We start from the raw sequence: 23750 nt of genomic DNA, 5'->3' as shown, positions 1-23750 counted from the left end.
GTCCTTATTTCAAGAAGCCGCTGCGGGCTAACAAATCCAGTGTAACCGTTTCTTTTTTATCCGGGCTCGGGGCCAGCAACCGCTCCACGTAGCGGGCCAGCAAGTCCACCTCCAGGTTGACCTCGCTACCGGCTTTCCAGCCGCCTATTGTGGTCTCCCCCTGGGTGTGGGGCACTATGGTCAACAGGAAACGCTGTCCTTCCACAGCGTTGACGGTAAGGCTGATGCCGTCCACCGTTACCGAGCCCTTCTCGGCGATATAGCGAGCAAGCTCAGCCGGCGCTGTTAGCCAAAATTCGATAGCCCGGCCGGTGCTGTGGCGGCTCTCGACCTTTGCCACCCCGTCCACATGGCCGGAGACCAAATGGCCCCCCAGGCGGGTGGTGGGCAGCAGCGCTTTCTCAAGGTTCACAGGATCCCCGGCTTTGAGCTTGGCAAAGCCGGTGCGCTTTAAGGTTTCGCTGGAGACATCAGCGCTGTAGCCGTCGCCGTGCAGCGCGGTTACCGTCAGGCAAACGCCATTGGTGGCGATGGAGTCGCCCAGTTTGACGTCGCTCAAGTCCAGCTTGCCGCTGGCAATGCGCACTATGGCATCGCCGCCGCTGGCCTTGATGCTAGCCACCTTGCCTACCGCTTCAATAATACCGGTAAACATCACACCTCCAGGGTCAGGCGGATGTCATTCCCCACCTGACGCACATCTTTGATTGTAAAGCGCGGCGCCTGGGCCATGTCGGTAAAGACCGGCAGCTCCACCAAACCCCGGCTGACATCCCCCATCAGGGTCGGCGCCAGGTACAGCACCAGTTCGTCCACTAGGCCTTCACTTAAGAAGGCGCCCGCCAGCTTGGCACCGGCTTCCACCAGCACCGAGTTCACCGGCAGTTTCTTGAGTAAGGTCTTGAGAAAATCCTTCTCTCCCAGGCGCAGCTTTTCCACGTGGTCGGGGAAATCGCGGTGATCGGTATGGTGGCTCACCACCCAGGCCGGGCTCGGCACCTGGAAAAAACCGTTTTCAGAGCCCAGCCGCTGGCGCCTGTCCAGCACCACCCGTAGTGGCTGGCGCAGGGTCTCAAGGGGGTAGGGGTCGGGAAACTGCTCGGCGCGCACGTTAAGAGACGGCTCGTCGGTCAGCACAGTGCCAGCGCCGGTGATGATGGCGCCGCTCATGGCGCGAAGGCGCTGCACGTCGGCCCGGGCGTCAGGACCGGTTATCCACTTGGACTGGCCGTTTTTAAGGGCGGTGCGGCCATCGAGGCTGGCCGCGAGTTTTAAGCGCACAAAAGGCAGGCCGGTTTCCATTTTCTTCAAAAAGCCGGGGTTGAGCGCCCGAGCGTCGGCTTCCAAAAGGCCATGCTGGGTTTGAATGCCGGCGTCTTCGAGAATTTTCAGGCCCTTGCCGGCCACCTTGGGGTTGGGGTCCACCATGGCGGCAATCACCTTGGCTACCCCGGCCTTAACCAGCGCCTCGGCGCACGGGGGGGTGCGGCCATAATGGGCGCAGGGCTCCAAGGTCACATAAGCGGTGGCACCTCGGGCCCGGTCACCGGCCATATTAAGGGCGTGTACCTCGGCGTGTGCAGTACCGGCTTGCTGGTGCCAGCCCTCCCCTACCAACTCGCCATCTTTAACGATAACGCAGCCCACGGCGGGGTTGGGTTCGGTGGTGTAGCGGCCCTGGGCCGCCAGCTTGATGGCGCGGGCCATCCACTTTGCATCGGTCATGGGGTTCTCAGTCTTCCAGGCGGGCTATGGCCTCGCCGAATTCCTTGACGTCTTCGAAACTGCGGTACACGGAAGCAAAGCGGATGTAGGCCACTTTATCCAGGCCCTTGAGGGCATCCATGACCAGCTCGCCTATCATGCCGGAATTGACTTCCCGCTCGCCGGTGGCGCGCAGGGTACTTTGAATCTTGTTGATGGCCTGTTCGACCTTTTCGGCCGACACCGGCCGTTTTTCCAGGGCCCGCATGATGCCGCCACGCAGCTTCACCTCGTCAAAAGGCACGCGGATACCGTCGCGCTTGATGACGCGAGGCATCACCAGCTCGGCGGTTTCAAAGGTGGTAAAACGTTCGTGACAGGCCAGGCATTCGCGGCGACGGCGAACCTGGTGGCCGTCCGCCACCAGCCGTGAGTCAATCACCTTGGTGTCGTCGGCGCTACAGAAAGGGCAATGCATGTTGGGGCCTCCCAAAGAAAACTGGCCGCTTGCGCGGCCAGTGAAGGATACCCGAATCCTTGGTTTTTATTAACCGTAAACCGGGAAGCGGCGGCAAAGATCAAGCACTTGGCCTTTAACGCGCTCAATGGTGGCTTCGTCGTTGATGTTGTCCAGCACGTCGCAGATCCAACCGGCCAGGGCGGTGACTTCAGCTTCGCCAAAACCACGGCTGGTGACCGCCGGGGTGCCCAGGCGCAGGCCTGAGGTCACGAAGGGTGAACGGGGGTCGTTGGGCACGGAGTTCTTGTTGACGGTGATGTTAGCGCGGCCAAGGGCGGCGTCGGCATCTTTACCGGTGATGTCTTTGTCGATGAGGTCGACCAGGAACAGGTGGTTCTCGGTGCCGCCAGAAACAATCTTGTAGCCGCGCTCTTGCAGCACCTTGACCATGGCCTTGGCGTTTTTCACCACTTGCTGCTGCATGGCCTTGAACTCGGGGCTCAGGGCTTCTTTGAAGGCCACGGCTTTAGCGGCAATCACGTGCATCAGCGGGCCGCCCTGGCCACCGGGGAACACGGCGGAGTTGAGCTTCTTGTAAACCGCTTCGTCGCCGCTGGCAGAGAGAATCAAACCGCCACGGGGACCAGCCAGGGTTTTGTGGGTGGTGGTGGTGACCACATGGGCGTGGGGCAGCGGTGAAGGGTAAACACCGGCGGCGATAAGGCCGGCCACGTGGGCCATGTCCACAAACAGGTAGGCGCCTACTTCGTCGGCGATTTCACGGAACTTGGCCCAGTCGATCACCTGGCTGTAGGCGGAGAAGCCGGCCACGATCATCTTCGGCTGGTGCTCTTTAGCCAGGGCACGCACTTCTTCGTAGTCGATGAGGCCGGTTTCCTGGTTGATGCCGTACTGCACCGCTTTGTACATTTTGCCGGAGAAGCTGACAGACGCGCCGTGGGTCAGGTGGCCGCCGTGAGCCAGGCTCATGCCCAGTACCACGTCGCCCGGCTCGCAAAGGGCCATGTAAACGGCGCTGTTGGCCTGGGAGCCGGAGTGGGGCTGCACGTTAACGTAGTCGGCGCCAAACAGCTCTTTGGCACGGTTGATGGCCAGCTCTTCAGCAATGTCCACATACTCACAGCCGCCGTAGTAACGCTTGTGGGGGTAGCCCTCGGCGTATTTGTTGGTCAGCTGGGAACCCTGGGCTTCCATCACGCGCTTGGAGGTATAGTTTTCAGAGGCGATCAGCTCAACGTGATCCTCCTGGCGCTGCACTTCCTGCTGCATGGCTTCCCACAGGGCGGGATCGAATTCGGCGATGGACATTTTTGAATCCAGCATGGTTTCTCCAGGGCAAGCTACCCGTCAGTTCGTCATTAGGAAAAAAGTGGCCGGTATTTTACCCCGATACGCAATCGGTTTCCTATCCCGGATCGCTGGCAAGGCCAACTCGATGGGATACAATAGGCCGCATTTCACATCCTCAATAGAGAGAGGCATATGGCTCAGTACATCTATACCATGAGCCGGGTGAGCAAGGTCGTACCACCCAAGAAGTACATTTTGAAAAACATTTCATTGTCCTTCTTCCCGGGTGCCAAGATCGGCGTACTCGGCCTTAACGGTGCCGGTAAGTCTACCTTGCTGCGCATCATGGCAGGGGCTGATAAGGAAATCGACGGCGAAGCCCGGCCTCAGCCCGGCATCAATGTTGGCTACCTGCCCCAGGAACCACAGCTCGATCCGACTAAAACCGTGCGCGGCAACGTTGAAGAAGCGGTGCAGGACGTAATAGACGCCATGCGCCAACTGGACGAGGTGTATGCCGCCTACGCCGACCCGGACGCGGATTTCGACAAGCTGGCCAAAAAACAGGGCGAGCTGGAAAACCTCATCCAAGCCAAAGACGGCCATAACCTCGACAACACCCTGGAGCGCGCCGCAGAAGCCCTGCGCCTGCCCGCCTGGGATGCCGACGTGACCAAGCTGTCCGGTGGTGAGCGCCGCCGCGTGGCACTGTGCCGCTTGCTGCTGTCGCGCCCCGATATGCTGTTGCTGGACGAACCCACCAACCACTTGGACGCCGAATCCGTGGCCTGGCTGGAGCGCTTCTTGCACGACTACACCGGCACCGTAGTGGCCATTACCCACGACCGTTACTTCCTGGACAACGTGGCCGGCTGGATCTTGGAACTGGACCGCGGCGAAGGCATTCCCTGGGAAGGCAACTACTCCTCCTGGCTTGAGCAAAAAGAAAAACGCCTGGAGCAGGAAGAGAAATCCGAAGCGGCCCGCCAAAAATCCATCCAGAAGGAATTGGAGTGGGTGCGCCAAAACCCCAAAGGGCGCCAGGCCAAATCCAAGGCCCGTATGGCCCGCTTTGAAGAGCTGCAAAGCCAAGATTTCCAAAAGCGCAACGAGACCAACGAGCTGTTCATTCCCCCTGGCCCGCGCCTGGGTGACAAGGTGCTGGAAGTAAGCAACCTGAAGAAGAGTTACGGCGACCGGGTGCTGATTGACGACCTGAGCTTCAGCGTACCCAAGGGCGCCATCGTCGGCATCATCGGCCCCAACGGCGCCGGTAAGTCCACCCTATTTCGGATGATCCAGGGAGCCGAGAGCCCGGATTCCGGCGCCATCTCCCTGGGTGAAACCGTGCAAGTGGCGGCCGTGGACCAGTTCCGCGACAGCATGGACGGCAAGAAAACCGTCTGGGAAGAAGTGTCTGGCGGCCAGGACATCCTGAAAGTCGGCAATATCGAGATCCCCAGCCGCGCCTACGTGGGCCGTTTTAACTTCCGTGGCAACGACCAGCAAAAGCGGGTTGGCGAACTCTCCGGTGGTGAGCGTGGCCGTCTGCATCTGGCCAAACTGCTGCAATCGGGCGGCAACTTCCTGCTGCTGGACGAACCGACCAACGATCTGGACATCGAGACCCTGCGCGCCCTGGAGAACGCCCTGTTGGATTTCCCCGGCTGCGCCATGGTCATCTCGCACGACCGTTGGTTCCTCGACCGGGTAGCCACCCATATCCTCGACTACCGTGACGAAGGCCAGGTGAACTTCTTCGAAGGCAGCTACACCGACTACGAGGAATACATGAAGGCCAAGTTCGGCGCCCAGGCCATGGAGCCGCACCGCATCAAATACAAGAAACTGGGCTAACCTTAGCCATGGCTAAACAAATGCCGCCTTCAGGCGGCATTTTTATTGGTCGCTTCTATACTTAGGCAACCTAAAACGGAACACAGCCATGGTTGAGCGAAGTCGTTTCATCCAATTTGTTGGCAATACGCCAGTACGTATCTGCAAAGGCGAGCGCTGCTGGGATTTCACCCTTCTCGATCTCTCGTTGCAAGGTGCCGTGGTCTGCGGCGCCCTTCCTTCCGATCTACTGCTGGGCGATCACGCCACTTTGAGTCTGCGCCTGCCCGAGGGCGATGCCTTTATTCAGATGCACACCCAGGTGCGCTATCTGGAAGGGGAACGCCTGGGGATGGAGTGCCTGAAGATCTGCACCGATTCTTCCGGCCACCTCAAACGCATGGCCGCCCTCTATCTTGGCTCGACCAACTGGCTGTACCGCGATTGTTTTACCTTGTGGGAGGACCAATGGTGACCATTGAACGCCGCGACTTTACCCGTATTCCGTTCCAGCGCACCGCCAGCCTCTGCCTTGGCAGCCAGTGCTGGGCCACCGAGGTTCAGGACTTGTCTCTCAAAGGTGCCCTGGTCACCCGGCCTGGCCACTGGCCGGCCCGCATTGGCGAGTATTGCCAGCTGACCCTGGCCCTGGATGACGTAGGCGACGACATCCGCCTGAGCTGTACCCTAGTGGGGGCCAGCGAAGGGCGCCTGCATTTGCTGGTTAACGAAATGGACGTGGAATCGGCCAGCCGGCTGCGCCGTCTGGTGGAACTCAACCTCGGCAACCCCGAGCTGTTGGAGCGAAACCTCGGCAACCTTATCGACAACCAACTGCACCATTAAAAAGCCGCCCGGTGGGCGGCTTTTTCACATCAAGGCCTCCAGGGCCTCCGATAGTTTGGTTACCCCTATCACCTGCATGCCTTTGGGTAAGGTCTTGGGCACATTGCCCTTGGGCACAATGGCGCGGGTAAAACCGTGTTTGGCCGCTTCGTTAAGGCGCTCAGAGCCCGAGGGCACCGGGCGAATTTCCCCTGACAGCCCCACTTCCCCGAAGATCACCATATCCCGTGGCAACACCTTGCTGCGAAAGCTCGACACCATGGCCAGCAGCATGGCCAGATCGGCGCTGGTCTCGGCCACCCGTACCCCGCCCACCACGTTCACGAACACGTCTTGGTCAGACATCTGCAAACCGCCATGGCGGTGCATCACCGCCAGCAGCATCGATAGGCGGTTTTGCTCCAGGCCCACCGCCACCCGGCGCGGGTTATTCAAGGGCGAGGCATCCACCAGGGCCTGCAATTCCACCAGCAGCGGCCGGGTACCTTCCCAGATCACCATAACGATGGAGCCCGGCGCCTGCTCCTCGGCCCGTTGCAAGAAGATGGCCGAGGGGTTGGACACTTCCTTGAGGCCCTGGCCGGTCATGGCAAAGACTCCCAGCTCGTTGACGGCGCCAAAGCGGTTTTTCTGGCCGCGCAGGGTACGAAAGCGCGAATCGCTGTCCCCTTCCAGTAAAATCGAGCAGTCAATGCAGTGCTCCAGCACCTTGGGGCCGGCCAGGGTGCCGTCCTTGGTGACATGCCCCACCATGATGATGGCCACGTTGTTCTGCTTGGCAAAGCGGGTGAGATAAGCGGCCGATTCACGAACCTGGGACACCGAACCCGGCGCCGACTGGATGTCGGCCATGTGCATCACCTGGATGGAGTCGATAACCATCACCTTGGGCTTTTCCTGCTCGGCGATGGCCATGATGGTTTCGATGCTGGTTTCGGTGAGCATCTTGAGTTTGCCGGTGGGTAGCCCCAGGCGCTTGGCGCGCATCGCCACCTGCTGCAAGGACTCCTCGCCGGTGACATAAAGGGTGGGCATAGTCTCTGCCAGGCCGCACATGGTTTGCAGCAGCAAGGTGGATTTACCGGCGCCGGGGTGGCCGCCAATCAGCACCGCCGAGCCCGGCACTATGCCGCCGCCCAGTACCCGGTCCAACTCGCCAAAACCGCTGTGGATACGGGGCAGTTCGGTTAGATCCACATCGGCCAGGGTAGTGACCTGGGCAGTGGTGGCGCCAGCATAACCGGTGCGACTGGCCGGGCCCGACGGCGCCGGGGCCAGGCGCATCTCGCTGATGGTGTTCCAGGCACCGCATTCACTGCACTGGCCTTGCCAGCGGGGAAAATCGGCACCGCAATCGCTGCAAACGTAGGCGGTTTTACGTTTCGCCATGAGATCCTCTTAACATCATTGTTACCGGCCGACTCGACAGCCCTGCTGCGGCGCCACATAATGGACGTAATACTGGTTCCAGCGTCTTTTCTGTGTTCGAAATCCGTTCTGAATTCAAGGATGTATCCAATCATCCCATTATCAGCCAACTCCGCGCCCTGGTGGGCGAGCCGGAGTTCGAGGCCCTGTTTAATCAATTAACCGAAGGCGAAGACACCAATACTCGCTTTTTATTGCGCATGGAACTGCGCCGGGTAGCGGCGCCCTGCCAACGGGTGATTGACCTTCGCCCCAAGGGTATCAAACGCTGCCAGTTGGTTGAGCACAAAGGCCAGACCCACTACATGGACGAAGGCGCCAGGCGCATCTTCGAGGCTGGCCTCAAGGAATTTGCCGGCCGTTATACCATGGCCATTTACGAGGACATAGACCGCTATGCCCTCTCGGCCAGGCAGCTGAGCCAAGACGCCGAGGAAGAAGACGACACCCATTGGCTGGAACTGGTGCCCTTTGGCAATAGCCTGAGCCGCGACAGCGAGCGCATGCATTTTGCCACGCCGGTGCTGATAAGCCAGGGCGGCAACACCGAACTGCGCGGCTCCACCACCGACATTTCCGCCGGTGGCGTGCAGGTGAACCTGTCCCAGAACGCCTACATCAACCCTGAAGTCGATGTGGAGCTAACCTTCCCCAAGCTCACCGATGCCAACAACCGCCCCTGGCCAGCCCTGACCTACCAGTTTATTTCCCAGCAAGACAACAAGGTCAAACTCAAGCTAAAAGACCCCGACAGCTTTGTCAGGAGCTTGATTGACGCCCTGATTGACCAGCACCAGCGCCGCTACAAGCTCGATATCCGCCACGTGCAGGAAAGCACCCGCTCGCGGGGTTTTGAGCAGATGCTGCTTAACCATTCATCGGCCCTGCCAGTGTTTTTGGACAGCAGCTTCAAGGCCCGCTATTGCCTGACCACCCAGCATAACCGCCACTTGCAGCACCAGCTCTTTAAAGACGAGCAAAGCCTGCTGCCAGAGTTATTGTCGCCCCGGCGCATGGCGCCGCTGCTGGCCCGCCCCGAGCATCAGCGGGAGACTTATCTGCTGCGCTTTGAGCACCGCCAGCAAGGCAAGGTGTTTCATTTTGCCGCCGAGGTGGACCACCTTCGCGAACAGGGCCTGCTTGCTGGCTTCTTGCGCTTTGCGGTTACCAAACCGGGCTGGCAGGTGCTAAAACTCAACCTGTTCCACACCGAGGTCAGCACCGAGGTCCAGGAGCAAAAGCCGGGCAGCGAGCTGATGCTAACCGACACCCCTCTGCCCGCTCCGCCCCAGGAGCTGAGCCGGCTCAAGGTGCTGGCGCTGCTGCGCGACGTCACCCAGCAGTGGCTGACCGAGGCTTGCCTGCAAAAGCCAGACCCAGGCCAGGACCCTAACCAGCTGGCGCCGTTTTGCATCCAATGGCAGGCCGGAGTGCAGTGCATCGCCATGCGCTTTAACGACATGCGCATCGAGCCGCGCTATCGCTACAAGACCCCGGTGCAGCTCTATGTCGACGGCAAGAACATCGACGCCGAGATGAGCGATTTTTCCACCCAGGGCCTGTGCCTGACCTTCAACCAGCCCATCGACGGCCTACCCAATGACATGGACGTGGCCCTGCCCAGGCTGCAAAAGCTGTCCAGCCGCTTTGATCTGATGAAACTGCCTTACCGGCTGGTGCACTTTGACGCCAAGCACCAGCGGGCCCACCTGATGGTGCAAAACACCGGCCAGGCCCACCCGGCCAAGCGTTTTTTCAAGCAGCTGATCGCCGCCAATGAAGGGCGCCTGCAGATGCTCGAAGAAGACGAAGCCACCTTCGCTATCGCCCGGGCGCTGCGCCAAAGCCTGGTGGCCTCGGCCCTGCCCTGCTGTATCTTCGTGCAAAAGGAAAACGGCCGGGTACTGCCCCATTGGCTGGGCCTGCCACTGAGCGCCCTGCCGCTGCCGGCGATGCTGGCCCAGCTTAGCCAGTTAAGCGAAGGCCAGCTGGCGCTGGAAAGCCTGATGAGCCTGCAGCATTTTCGCCAGTTGCTGGAAGATTGGCGCCAGCAGCAGCTGGCTGGCCAGTCGTTGCTGGTGGCCTTGGATAATGCGGGAATGCCGGTTATGAGCCGGCTGCAGCGGTTGCTGCCGGGTATTGAAACCCGGCGCTTTGTGGACCAAGCCAAGGAAAAAGGCAGTGCCATGGTGCTGCTGCTGGAGCTGGCCCGCACCCCCAAACCGGATATGCACTACATCCAGGATGAGCTCAACTACATTGGCCGCCAGGCCCTGCACCGGGCCAAACGCCTGGAGGCAGATCTGTGGAGCACGGTGGCGATGATAGAGCTGACCGACATCACCGCCCTTAGCGAGCTGATGGCTGGCCACTGAGCCAGGCACTGACCAGCGGGAACAGCTCAGTGGCCGCGTCATGGCCCACCAGCATGTCGAGGTGGTTGTAGTCGCGGCGAAAGCCGGTGCTTTTGGCCAGTAGCGTCAGCTCCCCTGGCGCGCCCATTTCAGCCTGAAAGCGGGCCACATCGGCGGGGTTGCCAAGGGCCTTGTCACCTTTACCGGCCAGCAACCAAAGCCTTGGCCAGCAGACCTTGGCGGCAGCTTCGCCGTAGTCAAAACCGTCTTGCGGGTCCCGCCAGGGACCCTTTTTAACCCAGGCGATAGAATCGGCCAGCGATGACGCCGTTTCATCATCGGCGCCTATTTTCTTGGCCCTGGCCGGCAGGTAGCCGTGCTTGGCCACCCAGCGCGGCCCGAGGCGGTTCCACACCAGCTCCACCTTGAGTAGCCGCTCGACGCTCCAGCTGTGGATGCTGCGTTTGCTGCCAAAAAACACCAGGCTGGCCACCGTCTGGGCAAGGGCGGGAAAGCGCGCCAGGGTGGAAGCCATCAGCACCCCGCCCCAGGAGTGGGCCAACCAGTGCACCGGCTGGCCCGGGTGGCGCCCTTGAATAAAACGCTGCACCGCGGGAAGGTCGTCCCGGATGGCTTCCAACTGGCCATGGCTGGCGCCGGCGGCAATAGCCGGCTCGCTTTGGCCGCGACCACGAAGGTCCAGCACGTAGGCGCGAAAGCCCTGCTCGCCCAAAAAAGGCGCCAGGCCCTTGCCGGAGTCTGAATAAAACACCCGGCCGTTGCTGATGGCGCCATGGACCAGCAGCACAGGCGCGCCTAGCTCTGGGCCAAAGCAGCGCAGATGCAATTGGGCATCGCTGCTTTCAACAAAGAGCGACTCAGCCACTGACCGGTTCCAGCATCGCCTGCAGCGCCTTCATGTCCAGGCTAACGATGGCGCCTCCTGCTTGCTGGCGCACCTTGGGTTTGCCGTGGTAGGCCACCCCAAGCCCGGCTTCGCCGAGCATCAGCAGATCGTTGGCACCATCCCCCAGGGCAATCACCTGCCCCGGCGGTAAACCAGCCTGGTCCCGCAGCCGCATCAGCATCGCCTTTTTAAAGGCGGCATCGACAATGGTGCCCAGCACCTTGCCAGAGAGCTTACCGTCGACAATCTCCAGCACGTTGGCTTCGGCCCAATCGAGCCCCAGGTGCTCCTGCACCCGGTGGGCAAAGAAGGTAAAGCCGCCAGAAACCAGGGCAGTTTGCCAGCCAGCTTCTTGCAGCCGTTTGACCAGCCCTTCAATACCGGGGGTGTAGCGGATGTTCTCGGCCACTTTTTCCAGCACCTCGGTGGGGGTCGCCGCCAGTTTGGCCACCCGCTCGGTGAGGCTCTGGGCAAAATCCAGCTCGCCGCGCATGGCTCTGGCAGTGACATCCGCCACCGCCTGGCCGCAACCGGCCAGCTCGGCGATATCGTCGATGCACTCGCCTTCGATGGCGGTGGAGTCCATGTCCATGATCAACAGCCCAGGCTCGGCCAGCGACGGAAAAGGCCCCGGCATCAGCTCCAGGCCCAGATGCTCGGCCCGCTCCAGGTACTGGGCTTTATCCGGTGCGCTTTCAAACCAGATATCGAAGGTGTCGGCCTGGCGCCAGCCAAGCTCGCTCCAGGCCCAGCCGGCCAGCAGCTCGGTGAGCTTATTAAGGGTGATGCCGGGGGCATGGCAACGAAAGTGCACCTTGGCTTGGCGCGCCACCGGGCTCGCCTCGGTCAGGGGCCAGGCGGTGCGGGTCAGGGCATTGGAGCCGACAAAAGCCGGGCCCTGCTCGGCTGGCAGCAAACGCCGCTCGGCGAGGGGCAGGGCCTGCATGGCAAGGGTCAGGGAAATATCGCTGGGGACGTGAAAAATTACCTGCTGAGTCAAGGCGCTGTTCCAAATGGGGGTCCTGCGGCTATCATAGCGCCATGATGAAAAAGGCAACACCCACTTTCCCTGGCCGGCGTCGGCGCTGGCTGCGCCTGACCGCGCTGACCCTGGCCTTGGCCCTGCTGGGCGCCCTGCTTTGGCGCTGGCAAACCCTGGCCCAGGCTGGCCTTGAAGTTGAGCGCCAACAGATAGGCGTGATGGCAAGAGCCCTGACCTCCCAGGCCGCCTATGCTGCTGGCCAGTTGATGAGCCAGGGGGAAGACGCCGCCCTTGGCGGCCTAACCGACCGCTTGGCAAAAGAGCCGCAGCTGCTGGACGCCGCCATTTATGACGCCACCGGCACCGTGCTGGCCCGAAGTGGCAGCGACAAAACCGTGCTGGGCATCTTGCAGCAAGCCGACGAGCACCACCTGATCCCCTACGTCTCGGAAATTCGCTCCGACAATCAAGTACTGGGGTACCTGCGCATCACCCTGTCGGAAGATCAGGTAGTGCACAACGCCCGTACCTATCGCCACCAAGTGGCCAAGAGCCTGAAGGTGATGCTGCTGATGGCCATCTTCATGGGCCTGTTGCTGGCCTTTGTGGTGCGGCGATAAAAAAGGCGCCCTACGGCGCCTTTTTTGATGCTTGATGGCTTAGGCCTTGTCGCCCAGCAGCACTGAATCCAGTGCAATCTCAATCATCTCGCTAAAGGTGTTCTGACGCTCCTCGGCGGTGGTCTCTTCACCGGTGCGGATATGGTCAGACACGGTGACGATACACACCGCCTTGGCGCCAAACTCCGCCGCCACGCCATAAAGGCCGGCCGCTTCCATTTCTACCCCCAGGATGCCGTGCTTTTCCATGACATCGAACATGGAAAAATCGGGGTTGTAGAAGAGGTCGGCAGAGAAGATATTGCCCACTCGCACCGCCACGCCTTTGCTGGCGGCGGCGTCCACGGCGTTCTTCACCAGGTCAAAATCGGCCAGGGCGGCGAAATCGTGGCCCTTAAAGCGCATGCGGTTGACCTTGGAATCGGTGCTGGCACCAAGCCCAATGATCACGTCACGCACTTTGACATCGGTGCTGATGGCGCCGCAGGAGCCGACCCGGATCAGTTTTTTCACGCCAAATTCGGTGATCAGTTCCTTGGCGTAAATGGACACCGAGGGAATGCCCATGCCGTGGCCCATCACGGAGACGCGGCGGCCTTTATAAGTACCGGTGTAGCCCAGCATGTTGCGGACGTTGTTCACTTCAACCGCGTTTTCCAGGAAGGTTTCGGCGATGTACTTGGCGCGCAGGGGGTCGCCCGGCATCAGTACCACGTCGGCGAAATCGCCCGGGTTTGCATTAATGTGCGGCGTAGCCATAACGGTTCCTTTTATCTCTCAAAAGCGTTTCGCGTTGCTATAAAGCTTTGCCCATGGTCCATGGCCGGCAAGCCAAAATAAGCCGCCAGGGACTGTCCGATATCGGCAAAGCTGTGTCTTTTACCCAGGCTGCCCGGCACCAGGCCAGCGCCGCTGGCCAGCACCGGGATATGCTCCCGGGTATGGTCCGAGCCGGGCCAGCTTGGGTCGCAGCCGTGATCGGCGGTTAACACTAACAGATCGTCACCACCGAGCCGTGCCTGTAATTCTGGCAACCTGGCATCAAAGGCCTCCAGGGCATCGGCATAACCGGCAATGTCGCGCCGGTGGCCGTAGCTGGAGTCAAAGTCCACAAAGTTGGTAAACACCAGGCTGTTGTCACCGGCCCGCGCCACCTCAGCCAGGGTGGCATCAAACAGCGCATCGATGCCGGTGGCCTTGACCTTGCGGCTGATACCGCTGTGGGCATAGATATCCGCTATCTTGCCCACCGACACCACCTCGCCACCGGCGTCCACCAGCTTGTTCAGCACGGTGGGGCTGGGGGGCTCGACGGCGTAGTCGCGGCGGTTGCCGGTGCGTTCAAAGCCGGTTTCAACCGAGCCCACAAAGGGCCGGGCAATGACGCGGCCGATATTGTAGGGTGCCAGGCGCGCTCTCGCCAACTCACAAAGGGCATAAAGACGCTCAAGGCCAAAATGCTGTTCGTGAGCGGCTATCTGAAACACCGAGTCGGCCGAGGTGTAGAAGATGGGTTTGCCGCTGTCGATATGCTGCTGGCCGAGCTCTTCCAAGATGGTGGTGCCCGAGGCATGGCAGTTGCCAAGGTAACCGGGCAGCGCCGCCCCTGCGACCAGCTCGTCCAGCAGCGCCTGGGGAAAGCTGTTTTCCTTATCGAGAAAATAACCCCACTCAAAGAGCACCGGCACCCCGGCAATTTCCCAGTGGCCAGAGGGGGTGTCCTTACCGGACGACAGCTCCTCGGCATAACCAAAAGCGCCTGTCACCTCAACAGGCAGGCTGACCCCGGCCGCCACGCTGCCGGTGCTTTCGCTATGGGCGTGAAAAAGCCCCAGGCGCGCAAGATTGGGTAGCTGCAGCGGCTTACCTGCTGCGGCCCGGTAACGAGCGATGGCGCCCAGGGTATCGGCGCCCTCGTCGCCAAAACGCCCGGCATCCAAAGTGGCGCCGATGCCAAAGGAGTCCAGCACCAAAATGATGGCTCTTTTCATCGCACCACCTCGTACACCACCGGCGTGGCTTGATACTGGCCCAGGGTAACGGCGCGTTGCACCGCCGCTTCGGCCGCGTCAAGGGCCGCTTCGCTGCGGCCATGAACCACCGCCAGGGGCCGGTCGGTGCTTTGGCCCAGCCCGATAAGCTCGGTCAGGCCCACGCTGTGGTCGATGGCATCGCTCGCCTGGCGCCGCCCGCCACCCAAAGCCACCACCGCCAGGCCAAGGGCCCGGGTATCCATGGCGCTTACCACGCCTTCGCCTTTGGCATACACGGCCCGGCTCAGGGGCGCCTTGGGCAGGTAGCGGGCGCTTTGTTCAAGAAAATCGCTCGGGCCGCCTAGGGCGCTCACCATTTTGGCAAAACGCTCGGCGGCGGCGCCGCTGGCAAGGGCTTGGCTCAGCTTGGCTCTGGCCTCGGTATCGTCTTTGGCAAGCTTGCCGAGCATCAGCATCTCGCTGCCAAGGGCCATCACCACCTCGTTAATGCGCGTATTGGCGCCCTCGCCTTTGAGGTAGCGCACCGTCTCGGCGATTTCCACGGCGTTACCGGCGCTGGAGGCCAGCACCTGGTTCATGTCGGTCAACAGCGCCCGGGTGCGGGTACCGGCGCCATTGGCCACATCGACAATGGATTTGGCCAGGGCTTGGGAGTCTTCATAGCTCGGCATAAAGGCGCCGGAGCCGACTTTGACGTCCATCACCAGGGCGTCCAGCCCACAGGCCAGTTTCTTGGAAAGGATGGAGGCGGTGATAAGAGCGATAGACTCCACCGTAGAGCTGATATCGCGGGTGGCGTAAAAGCGCTTGTCAGCCGGGGCCAGGCTGCCGGTTTGGCCGATAATGGCGATGCCGTTATCCCTGACCAATTGCCGAAAGTGGGCGTCGCTCGGGGTAACGTTATAGCCGGGGATGGCCTCGAGCTTGTCGAGGGTGCCACCGGTGTGGCCAAGGCCCCGGCCGGAGATCATCGGTACATAGCCGCCGCAGGCCGCCACCAGCGGCCCCAGCACCAAAGACACCAAATCCCCCACCCCGCCGGTGGAATGTTTATCCAGCACCGGGCCGGGGAGATGAAGGTCATCCCAGCGCAGCACCGTGCCCGAGTCGCGCATGGCGCTGGTCAGCGCCACCCGTTCGTCCAGGCTCATATCGTTGAAATAGATGGCCATGGCCAGCGCGGCAATTTGCCCTTCGCTGACCTTGTTGTCACGAATGCCGTTCACAAAGAAGCTCAGTTCCTGGCTGGACAAAGGCAGGCCATCACGCTTTTTGCGGATGATTTCCTGCGCCAGCATCAGTAGCCCTCTTGCTGCTCCTGGATAGACACACCCAGGGTGCCCAGCAGGCTCCCCAAGAGACTGGAGGCGCCGAAGCGAAAATGCGCCGGGCTTAGCCAGCCCGGGCCCATGATGCGCTCGGCAAGCTCAAGGTATTGGGCGGCATCTTCGGCGGTGCGCACGCCACCAGCAGGCTTGAAGCTGATGTCTTTGCCGCATTCTTTGATGGCGGTGAGCATGATTTCAGCTGCTTCCAAGGTGGCGTTAACAGCCACTTTGCCGGTGGAGGTCTTGATGAAGTCGGCGCCGGCGGCAATGGCGATGTCGGAGGCCTTGCGGATAAGGGCCGGTTCTTTAAGCTCGCCGCTTTCAATGATGACTTTGAGCAGCACGTCGCCGCAGGCTTCTTTGCAGGCCTTAACCAGCTCAAAGCCCACTTGCTCGTTACCGGCCATCAGGGCGCGGTAGGGAAAGACCACGTCCACTTCGTCGGCGCCGTAGGCCACGGCGGCGCGGGTTTCACTGACGGCAATGGCGATATCGTCGCCGCCGTGAGGGAAATTGGTAACGGTGGCGATCTTCACTTGGCCTTCCACCCCCAGCTCGCCCAGGGTCTTGCGCGCCACCGGGATAAAACGCGGGTAGATACAAATGGCCGCGGTGTTACCCACAGGGGTGACGGCGTCGTGGCACAAGGCCACCACTTTGGCATCGGTGTCGTTGTCATTGAGGGTGGTGAGATCCATCAGGCCAAGAGCCTGGCGGGCAGCGGTTTGCAGGTCAGTCATGGGTTTGTCCCCTAGTCATGGCGCCGGGCAATGCAGGGGTTCGGCGAAGCCAAAAAAGCCGAACCACCCAACCGGGCACCTGAAAAAACACAGCCTCGACGAGGCCAACGGGGGCGGACTTGGTTCCGTGAAGATTCTAGACTGGTCGGAAAATCCATTTTCCCTCGCCATTGCTTATTGCGCCCATTTTGGGCGTCGTGAGTATGCCAGAATGCGCCCTTTGGCGATACTGCGGCGCCGAACAGGCACAAAAAAGCCCTCCGAAGAGGGCTTTTTTTAGAACAGGTAGTTAAGGCTTAGGTAATGGCCAAAACCGGAGGTGTCTTGGCGTACGCCAGTTGCCTGGGCGTTGTCTTTGAAGAACGCCATGTTGTTGTAGTACTTCAGGCCATAGCCCACGGCGTAATGAGCGCTGTGGTAGTAAATGCCGTTAAACCACTCGGTACTGTTGGGGCTGTAACCGGGGACGCGGCCAATCTTGCTGGCGCCGAACTGGTAATCGAGATACCCCTGGTAGGCGATAAAGTCGCCACTGGCAAAGCGGTACACCGGCGTAAACCAGTTGCTGGAGACCTTGTAGCCGTCCCACTTTTTCTCGTTGGCGTTGCCGTAGTTTTCCCGCACATAGCGGGCATAGAGGTTAAGGCCCATCTTCCCAAACCAGGGCACCTCGATATCGCTGCCAAGACCCAGATACTGGTTCCAAAGACCGCCGTTGTCGCCGCTGTTGTCACCGATATTCAATTCGGTGGCAAGGTATAGCTCTTTTACCGGGCCGAAGGATAAATCCCGGCCGCTGATAGCGTTGAGGGAAAAGCGCGGCACTATCTTGGCGTAAAGGTTGTCACCGCCGCTTCTGTCGTCGCTGCCGTCGTCGAGGATATCGAACAGATCCACATAGCCGTAGAGATCGAGGATGCCGGAGCGGCCGCCAAACTCTATCTCCAGGTAAGTGTCTTTGTGGTTTTGGAAAGGAAGGCGGTTGTCTTCGCTGTGCATCAGGTTGAAGCTCAACCATTTGTTGTCGGCGCTGTGAAGGTCGCCGGCGCTTTCGGTTGCTTGGGCACCAAAGGTGCCACTGGCCAACATCACAGCAAGCAGCTGTCTGGTCAGTTTCATCAAATTGTCCTGCAAGTAACGCTATTACGAGAACCGGCCAAAGGAGCCGGTATGAAGCCGGCCGGGATTTAAAAGAAATCGGCGGCGCGCTGCAAGGGCATCAGCAGGAAAAAGCAATCCAAACGAGACAAGGCTCAAACTCGGTAGTGAGCATTAACTCAAGCATAAAAAAAGAGGAGCCAAAGCTCCTCTTTTTCTTAACATCAACCTGGGTTGTTACAGGGCGCCCAGGGCCAGAAAGAGCCCGGCCAGAGTGGCGCTCATCAGGTTGGAGAGCGAACCGGCAATAACCGCCTTGATACCCATGCGGGCAATGTCGTGGCGCCGGGTTGGTGCCATACCACCAAGGCCGCCCAGCAGGATGGCGATGGAGGACAGGTTGGCAAAACCGCACAGGGCAAAGGTGATAATGGCCTGGGTATGACCAGACAGATCCTTGGCTTGGTCGAGGAAGCTCACGTAAGCCACAAACTCGTTCAGCACCAGCTTCTGGCCGATAAAGGAGCCGGCGGTCACCGCCTCGTGCCAGGGCACACCAATCAAAAACGCCAGGGGTGCAAAGACATAGCCCAGCACCAATTGCAGCGACAGCTCAGGCATACCAAACCAGCCGCCAATGCCTCCCAGCAGAATGTTGACCAGCGCAATCAGGCCGATAAAGGCCAGCAGCATGGCACCAACGTTAAGGGCCAGTTGCAGGCCGGCAGAGGCGCCACTGGCGGCGGCGTCGATGACGTTGGCCGGGGCATCGTCGTTGTCTTCCAGTACCTGCTCGAGGTTCTGGTTGGGGGTCTCGGTCTCGGGCTTGATGATCTTGGCCATCAGCAAGCCGCCGGGAGCCGCCATAAAGGACGCGGCAATCAGGTATTTAAGCTCTACCCCCATTTGGGCGTAACCGGCCAGCACCGAGCCAGCCACCGACGCCAGGCCGCCGACCATGATCGCAAAGAGCTCCGATTGGGTCATTTTGGCGATAAAGGGCCGCACTACTAAAGGCGCTTCGGTTTGGCCAACGAAGATGTTGGCCGTGGCCGACAAAGACTCTGGGCGCGAGGTGCCGAGAGCCTTTTGCAGGGCACCACCGATGATGTTGATCACCCAGCTCATCACCCCCAGATAATAGAGCACGGCAATAAGGGAAGAGAAAAACACGATGATCGGCAGTACCCGCAGGGCAAAGACAAAGCCGCCATCACCGAACACTGCAAACATCTTGGGCGACACCAGGCCGCCGAACAGGAAGGAGATACCCTGTTGGGACGCATCAATGACCGCCTGCACGCCACTGGAAACGCCTTGCAGCAGGTCCTTACCAAAGGGTACGTAGAGCACCAAGGCGGCAAAGGCGGCCTGGATGGCGAAGGCACCGCCGACGGTGCGCAATTTGATCGCCTTACGGTTGTCAGACAACAGCACAGCGATGGCAAGCAGGGTAACTATCCCCACCAGACCCATCAGAATATTCATGAAGCCACCATTCCTCGAAAAAGCATTTTTAATAGTCCTGTTACTGACGAACAGGTCGCGCGCATTATATCGAAAGGGCCGGGGTTGCCCAGCCGACCCGGCCCTTTTCTTGAGCCTTATCCCGTTTCAGCGCCCTTGGAAAAGGCGCCTCGCATTGGCGCTGAGTGTTAGCGCCAAGGCGTTAGGGTCAGCCTGGAGAGTTTCAGATAACGCCTTGTGAATAAAGGGTAAATTGACAGGACTGTTATGTGCGCCCGCTAATCCTTCAGGCAGCATGGAAGGCGCATCGGTTTCCAGCAGCAACCAATCTTGGGGTACAGCGTGAAGCGCATCGCGGGTTTTATTGGCACTCGCCCTCGTTACAACACCGCCAACCCCCAGATAAAACCCTAGCTTCACGAATTCCCGGGCCTGTTCGCTACTGCCGGAAAAGGCATGAATAACGCCCCGCACGCCGGGGTATTGCTTGAGGATGGCAGTCAGCCTGGCATGGGTGCCGACGCTGTGCAGGATGATGGGTTTATCAAGGGCCAGGGCCAGCTCCAACTGGCGCGCCAGCCACCATTCCTGGGTGGCGGCATCAGGCCCTTTAAACTTATCGAGCCCCGCCTCGCCGATGGCCACCAACTCTTCGCTATGACGGCGGGCAAAGTCTTCCAGCACGCCGAAGGCCCCTTGCTCCTCTGGCAGATACCAGGGGTGAAAGCCGGCGGCCGGCCATAGCATGGGGTGCTGCCGGCTCAGTTGCCAGGGCCGCTCAAGGTGCGCCAGGCTGACCCCTGGCACCACCAGCGCCTCGACCCCGGCCTGGCGGCAGGCATCCAGTAGCGGCCCCAGGGGCGCCAGTTCGTCAAAATCGATGTGGCAGTGGCTGTCGATAAGCATAAAAAAGCCCCGCAACGCGGGGCTCTCCGTTAGTGTTCCCGGGTCTTATGGAAGATGATATCCGGGTAACGCTCGGCGGTCAGGTTCAAATTGACCATGGTCGGCGCGATGTAGGTGAGGTTGTCGCCGCCATCCAGGGCCAGGTTCAAGGAGCACTTGCGCTCGAACTCATCCAGCTTCTTGGCATCTTTACATTCCACCCAGCGAGCGGTGGCCACGTTGATGGCCTCGTAAATGGCCTCGACGTTGTATTCAGCCTTAAGGCGCGCCACCACCACGTCAAACTGCAGCACACCCACGGCGCCAACGATCAAATCGTTGTTGTCGATAGGGCGGAACACCTGCACAGCACCTTCTTCGGAGAGCTGCACCAGGCCTTTTAGAAGCTGCTTTTGCTTGAGCGGATCTTTGAGGCGAATGCGGCGGAACAGTTCCGGGGCGAAGTTCGGGATACCGGTGAACTTCATTTTCTCGCCTTGGGTGAAGGTGTCACCAATCTGGATGGTGCCATGGTTGTGCAGGCCGATGATATCACCTGGGTAGGCTTCTTCCACGGCGCTGCGATCCCCAGCCATAAAGGTCAGGGCGTCGGCGATATTTACATCTTTGCCGATACGCACATGGTGCATCTTCATGCCCTTCTGGTACTTGCCGGAGACAATACGCAGGAAGGCGACACGGTCCCGGTGTTTGGGGTCCATGTTGGCCTGAATTTTAAAGACGAAACCGGAAAAAGCCGGGTCGGCGGCGGTTATCTCACGGTCGTCGGTCTGGCGCGGCTGCGGGGTGGGCGCCCAGTCGGTGAGGCCGTCCAGCATATGGTCAACGCCGAAGTTACCCAGTGCGGTGCCCCAGAATACCGGGGTCAGCTCGCCTTTTAAGAAGGCGTCCAGCTCGAATTCGTTGGAGGCGCCTTGCACCAGCTCCAACTCGTCGCGAAGCGCCTGGGCCTCGCTACCCAGCAGGGTTTCGAGCTCGGGGTTATCAAGGCCTTTGATGACCCGGCGCTCTTGAATGGTGTGGCCCTGGCCGGATTTATAGAGAATGATTTCGTCGTTGGCGATGTGGTAAACGCCCTTGAAGCCCTTGCCGCAGCCGATGGGCCAAGTAATGGGGGCGCAGCGGATCTTCAGCACGCTCTCGACTTCGTCCATCAGCTCCATGGGGTCGCGAATGTCACGGTCCAGTTTATTCATGAAGGTGAGGATAGGGGTGTCACGCAGCCGGGTCACTTCCATCAGCTTGATGGTGCGGTCTTCTACACCTTTGGACGAATCGATAACCATCAGGCACGAGTCCACTGCCGTCAGGGTGCGGTAGGTATCTTCGGAGAAGTCTTCGTGGCCGGGGGTGTCCAGCAGGTTCACCAGAGCCTCACGGTAGGGGAACTGCATTACCGAGGTAGTCACGGAAATGCCCCGTTCCTTTTCCATCTCCATCCAGTCGGACTTGGCGTGCTGACCGGAGCCGCGGCCTTTGACGGTACCGGCTTTCTGGATGGCCTGCCCGAACAGCAACACCTTCTCGGTGATGGTGGTCTTACCGGCGTCGGGGTGACTGATAATGGCGAAGGTTCGGCGCTTGGCGACCTCGGCAGGGATGGACATGAGCTACTCACCAACTGTCAAAAACGTAGCCGCGGATTATACCTTGTCCAGACTAAAGCGCATAACCAGAGCGTCTTCCCTGCCCGAGGCAGTAGGGTAATAGCCTTTGCGGCGCCCCACTTCTTCAAACCCCATGCGCCGGTAAAGGCCGATGGCGTCGCTGTTACTGGCCCTCACTTCGAGAAAAATGGCGCTGTCGCCGAAAGCGCGGGCGTCAGCAATAAGGTCACGCATCAGCGCCTTACCCAGGCCCTGGCCTCGACACTGCGGTAGCAGGCAAAGGTTGAACAGGGTGCTTTCATCCAGCACCCGCTGGCAAATGGAAAAGCCCACGGCCAAGCTGCCTTGCCACAACAGCCGTACCCGGTAGCCCTCGCCAAAGCAGCTGGCAAGTTGCGCATCGCTCCAGGGGTAGTCCTGATGGCTTTCGATAAACTGCAGTGCCGGCAGATCAGCCGGGCTTGCTGTGCTGAACGTCATATAGGCTGTAGAGCTGTTGCCAGAGCTGGCGTTTGGCGTCGGCCGAGGTCAAACAAAGCTGGGGGTCTAGGGTGATGTCGCCATCGGGGGCCCAATGCAGCATAGCGGCGCCTTCCACCAGGTTCAGCCCCAGCGCTTCGGCCACTGCCTGGCAAAAACGGCGGCTCTCGTCAGTCAAAGAGAAGCTGACACCGAGCAGTGAAGGGTCGTCATGGGGGCTTTTGAGCCGGTACTTGACCAGTCCCAGGTGCTGCAGGTAATCCACGAGGCCTATCCGATGATGAAGGGCTTTTGAGTGTAAAAGGCTTGGCCCGCCGGGAAAAGAAAAAGCCCGCTCGAATGAGCGGGCTTTTTCTTTAATTTGGCAGGGGCGGAGGGACTCGAACCCCCAACTTTCGGTTTTGGAGACCGACGCTCTACCAATTGAACTACGCCCCTGTAAAGCGAGTGCAATTATATCGACTCGCGCTTGGAGGTAAAGGGCTTTTCACACCAAAACCAACTGTTTGCTTTCTTTTTATACGGCCATCAGGAAAGGGCTGCCGTCGCGGGCTACCGCTTCTTGCGCCGAGACCAGTGCGGGCCAGTCCAGCCCCACTTTCTTGGCCACTTGTTCCGGCCAGGACGGCGGCGGCTCATCGCCCTTACGCAGCTGAACGCCCAAGGTCATGGCTAGGTTTTCGGACCATTCAGGGCGAGCTTCGGCCCCACCGCCCTGCTCCACCAGCCAGGTGCTGAGGTAAACCAGTGCCGCTTCGGGAGAAAAATTACCGTTCAGGGGAGAAAACTGATGTTTGAGACCGTTCACCACGGTCAAGGGGAACTGCCAGCGGCGAGCCAGCTCGGCTCCGATTTCGGCACTGGTAAAGCCAAGCACCGCCTGCTCAGCCTTGACTCGGCCCTGGCGGGAAGTCAGCGCCATGATGTCGTCCGCTTCTTTGGGGTGCGAGACCACCAGGATCAACAGGCCAATATCGTGGAGCATGCCACATGTAAACTGCTGCTCGGCCGGTAAGCCTGCCGATACTGCCAATTGCCGGCAAAGCTCGGCAGTTAAAAAGCTGTTTTCCCAGAATTTCTTGAGATCGATCCCCGGCAACCCCGTTGTCGCCGAAATAAGTCCCGACGCGATCACCAAGGTCCGCAGGCGCTCCAACCCCAGGCGAATAGAGGCTTCCTTCACCGACGCAATCTCCCTTACTCCCCCAAAACGGGAAGAATTGGCCAGCCGCAGCACCTTGGCCGAAAGCACAGGATCGCGGCTCAGATCGTCGATGATGCGAAAGATATCCGGGTCCGGATCGTTGAAAGTGGCAATAAGATCCTGAACGACTTCCGGAATATTGGGAAGCAGATGGGGTTTGTCGAAAAACTCTTGTAACTGCATTGTCCATTCCTCTTAACGGTGCATGGTCAGTGTAGTAGAGGAACCCCTGCGTCGAATATTTATCCTTTTCATAACAATGCACTGCATCACATCAATACCTTTGAGGTTAGGCAGTTAGATAGCTGGAATAAGTGCCGCTGCAAGCACCAGGTATGTTTTTGAGGAGAGGACAGCTTTTTTAAAATGGAGCAGCTTACAACGATAGCCGAGAGTGTCTAATGAAGGCTAGCGGCGGCCAGCTCAGGAACAAGCCCTTAGCAACGTGGTTGAGCCTGTTTCGTTCAATGTGGCGAAG

At 59.9% G+C, this 23750-nt stretch carries 23 protein-coding genes and 1 tRNA gene; 5 read left to right on the top strand and 19 right to left on the bottom strand.

Annotation, left to right across the window (positions count from 1 at the left end):
• Positions 1 to 4: 4 nt before the first annotated feature.
• From AC22G1_RS03485 to glyA, 4 genes are all read right to left on the bottom strand, one after another.
• Entirely contained in the window at positions 5 to 655 is a 651-nt protein-coding gene (locus AC22G1_RS03485) for a riboflavin synthase (RefSeq protein ID WP_487315532.1), read from the bottom strand.
• Positions 655 to 1725, bottom strand: a complete 1071-nt coding sequence (ribD, locus tag AC22G1_RS03480) for a bifunctional diaminohydroxyphosphoribosylaminopyrimidine deaminase/5-amino-6-(5-phosphoribosylamino)uracil reductase RibD (protein ID WP_487315531.1) — start codon at positions 1723 to 1725, stop codon at positions 655 to 657. Before ribD ends, AC22G1_RS03485 begins: the two co-directional genes overlap by 1 nt.
• Before the next feature lie 7 nt (positions 1726 to 1732).
• Positions 1733 to 2182, bottom strand: a complete 450-nt coding sequence (gene nrdR, locus AC22G1_RS03475) for a transcriptional regulator NrdR (protein ID WP_050660220.1) — start codon at positions 2180 to 2182, stop codon at positions 1733 to 1735.
• Between the two features lie 69 nt (positions 2183 to 2251).
• Entirely contained in the window at positions 2252 to 3508 is a 1257-nt protein-coding gene (gene glyA, locus AC22G1_RS03470; protein WP_487315530.1) for a serine hydroxymethyltransferase, read from the bottom strand.
• Between the two features lie 159 nt (positions 3509 to 3667).
• Here glyA and ettA point away from each other — a divergent pair, with 159 nt between their 5' ends.
• From ettA to AC22G1_RS03455, 3 genes are all read left to right on the top strand, one after another.
• Positions 3668 to 5332, top strand: a complete 1665-nt coding sequence (gene ettA / locus AC22G1_RS03465; RefSeq protein WP_487315529.1) for an energy-dependent translational throttle protein EttA — start codon at positions 3668 to 3670, stop codon at positions 5330 to 5332.
• 88 nt (positions 5333 to 5420) lie between these two features.
• A complete protein-coding gene (locus tag AC22G1_RS03460; protein ID WP_487315528.1) occupies positions 5421 to 5786 on the top strand; it encodes a PilZ domain-containing protein in 366 nt (121 codons plus the stop codon).
• Positions 5780 to 6157, top strand: coding sequence for a PilZ domain-containing protein (locus tag AC22G1_RS03455; protein WP_487315527.1), 378 nt, complete (start codon positions 5780 to 5782; stop codon positions 6155 to 6157). The genes AC22G1_RS03460 and AC22G1_RS03455 overlap by 7 nt, the downstream gene beginning before the upstream one ends.
• Before the next feature lie 24 nt (positions 6158 to 6181).
• On the opposite strand, the gene radA is transcribed toward AC22G1_RS03455, so the two are convergent.
• Positions 6182 to 7546 (bottom strand): DNA repair protein RadA, encoded by a 1365-nt coding sequence (gene radA / locus AC22G1_RS03450; RefSeq protein ID WP_487315526.1) that lies wholly within the window; start codon positions 7544 to 7546, stop codon positions 6182 to 6184.
• A 92-nt stretch (positions 7547 to 7638) separates the two neighbouring features.
• Between radA and AC22G1_RS03445 the strand changes: the two genes are divergently transcribed.
• On the top strand, positions 7639 to 9960 hold the full coding sequence (locus AC22G1_RS03445; protein ID WP_487315525.1) for a PilZ domain-containing protein: 2322 nt from the start codon (positions 7639 to 7641) through the stop codon (positions 9958 to 9960).
• Here the strand turns inward: AC22G1_RS03445 and AC22G1_RS03440 are convergent.
• Both AC22G1_RS03440 and serB read right to left on the bottom strand, forming a co-directional pair.
• Positions 9935 to 10825 (bottom strand): alpha/beta fold hydrolase, encoded by an 891-nt coding sequence (locus AC22G1_RS03440; protein ID WP_487315524.1) that lies wholly within the window; start codon positions 10823 to 10825, stop codon positions 9935 to 9937. The genes AC22G1_RS03445 and AC22G1_RS03440 overlap by 26 nt on opposite strands.
• On the bottom strand, positions 10818 to 11846 hold the full coding sequence (gene serB / locus AC22G1_RS03435; RefSeq protein WP_487315523.1) for a phosphoserine phosphatase SerB: 1029 nt from the start codon (positions 11844 to 11846) through the stop codon (positions 10818 to 10820). The genes AC22G1_RS03440 and serB overlap by 8 nt, the downstream gene beginning before the upstream one ends.
• A gap of 44 nt (positions 11847 to 11890) precedes the next feature.
• On the opposite strand from serB, the gene AC22G1_RS03430 reads away from it, so the two are divergent.
• On the top strand, positions 11891 to 12448 hold the full coding sequence (locus tag AC22G1_RS03430) for an AhpA/YtjB family protein (protein WP_050660211.1): 558 nt from the start codon (positions 11891 to 11893) through the stop codon (positions 12446 to 12448).
• A 39-nt stretch (positions 12449 to 12487) separates the two neighbouring features.
• Here AC22G1_RS03430 and deoD read toward each other — a convergent pair whose 3' ends face one another.
• From deoD to AC22G1_RS03370, 12 genes are all read right to left on the bottom strand, one after another.
• Positions 12488 to 13207 (bottom strand): purine-nucleoside phosphorylase, encoded by a 720-nt coding sequence (gene deoD, locus AC22G1_RS03425; RefSeq protein WP_487315522.1) that lies wholly within the window; start codon positions 13205 to 13207, stop codon positions 12488 to 12490.
• Positions 13208 to 13218: 11 nt separating this feature from the next.
• On the bottom strand, positions 13219 to 14439 hold the full coding sequence (locus AC22G1_RS03420) for a phosphopentomutase (RefSeq protein ID WP_487315521.1): 1221 nt from the start codon (positions 14437 to 14439) through the stop codon (positions 13219 to 13221).
• The gene (deoA, locus tag AC22G1_RS03415) at positions 14436 to 15743 is read right to left on the bottom strand and encodes a thymidine phosphorylase (protein ID WP_487316681.1); all 1308 of its coding nucleotides are present in this window, start codon (positions 15741 to 15743) and stop codon (positions 14436 to 14438) included. Before deoA ends, AC22G1_RS03420 begins: the two co-directional genes overlap by 4 nt.
• On the bottom strand, positions 15740 to 16510 hold the full coding sequence (gene deoC, locus AC22G1_RS03410; RefSeq protein ID WP_487315520.1) for a deoxyribose-phosphate aldolase: 771 nt from the start codon (positions 16508 to 16510) through the stop codon (positions 15740 to 15742). Before deoC ends, deoA begins: the two co-directional genes overlap by 4 nt.
• Before the next feature lie 276 nt (positions 16511 to 16786).
• A complete protein-coding gene (locus tag AC22G1_RS03405; RefSeq protein WP_487315519.1) occupies positions 16787 to 17629 on the bottom strand; it encodes an outer membrane protein OmpK in 843 nt (280 codons plus the stop codon).
• A 216-nt stretch (positions 17630 to 17845) separates the two neighbouring features.
• The gene (locus tag AC22G1_RS03400; protein ID WP_487315518.1) at positions 17846 to 19096 is read right to left on the bottom strand and encodes a NupC/NupG family nucleoside CNT transporter; all 1251 of its coding nucleotides are present in this window, start codon (positions 19094 to 19096) and stop codon (positions 17846 to 17848) included.
• Positions 19097 to 19222: 126 nt separating this feature from the next.
• Positions 19223 to 19981, bottom strand: coding sequence for a TatD family hydrolase (locus AC22G1_RS03395; protein WP_487315517.1), 759 nt, complete (start codon positions 19979 to 19981; stop codon positions 19223 to 19225).
• Positions 19982 to 20010: 29 nt separating this feature from the next.
• Positions 20011 to 21588 (bottom strand): peptide chain release factor 3, encoded by a 1578-nt coding sequence (gene prfC / locus AC22G1_RS03390; protein WP_487315516.1) that lies wholly within the window; start codon positions 21586 to 21588, stop codon positions 20011 to 20013.
• A 36-nt stretch (positions 21589 to 21624) separates the two neighbouring features.
• Complete coding sequence (rimI, locus tag AC22G1_RS03385; protein WP_487315515.1) at positions 21625 to 22068, bottom strand: ribosomal protein S18-alanine N-acetyltransferase; 444 nt, start codon at positions 22066 to 22068, stop codon at positions 21625 to 21627.
• A complete protein-coding gene (locus AC22G1_RS03380; RefSeq protein ID WP_487315514.1) occupies positions 22040 to 22333 on the bottom strand; it encodes a hypothetical protein in 294 nt (97 codons plus the stop codon). The genes rimI and AC22G1_RS03380 overlap by 29 nt, the downstream gene beginning before the upstream one ends.
• A 97-nt stretch (positions 22334 to 22430) precedes the next feature.
• Positions 22431 to 22506 (bottom strand) — tRNA-Trp (locus AC22G1_RS03375).
• Positions 22507 to 22585: 79 nt separating this feature from the next.
• On the bottom strand, positions 22586 to 23455 hold the full coding sequence (locus AC22G1_RS03370; protein ID WP_487315513.1) for an HDOD domain-containing protein: 870 nt from the start codon (positions 23453 to 23455) through the stop codon (positions 22586 to 22588).
• Positions 23456 to 23750: the final 295 nt, after the last annotated feature.

Source organism: Gallaecimonas zhanjiangensis, from assembly GCF_057624825.1.
Note: the sequence above shows the minus strand (reverse complement) of the source record. Positions and strands in the feature narration are given on the sequence as shown.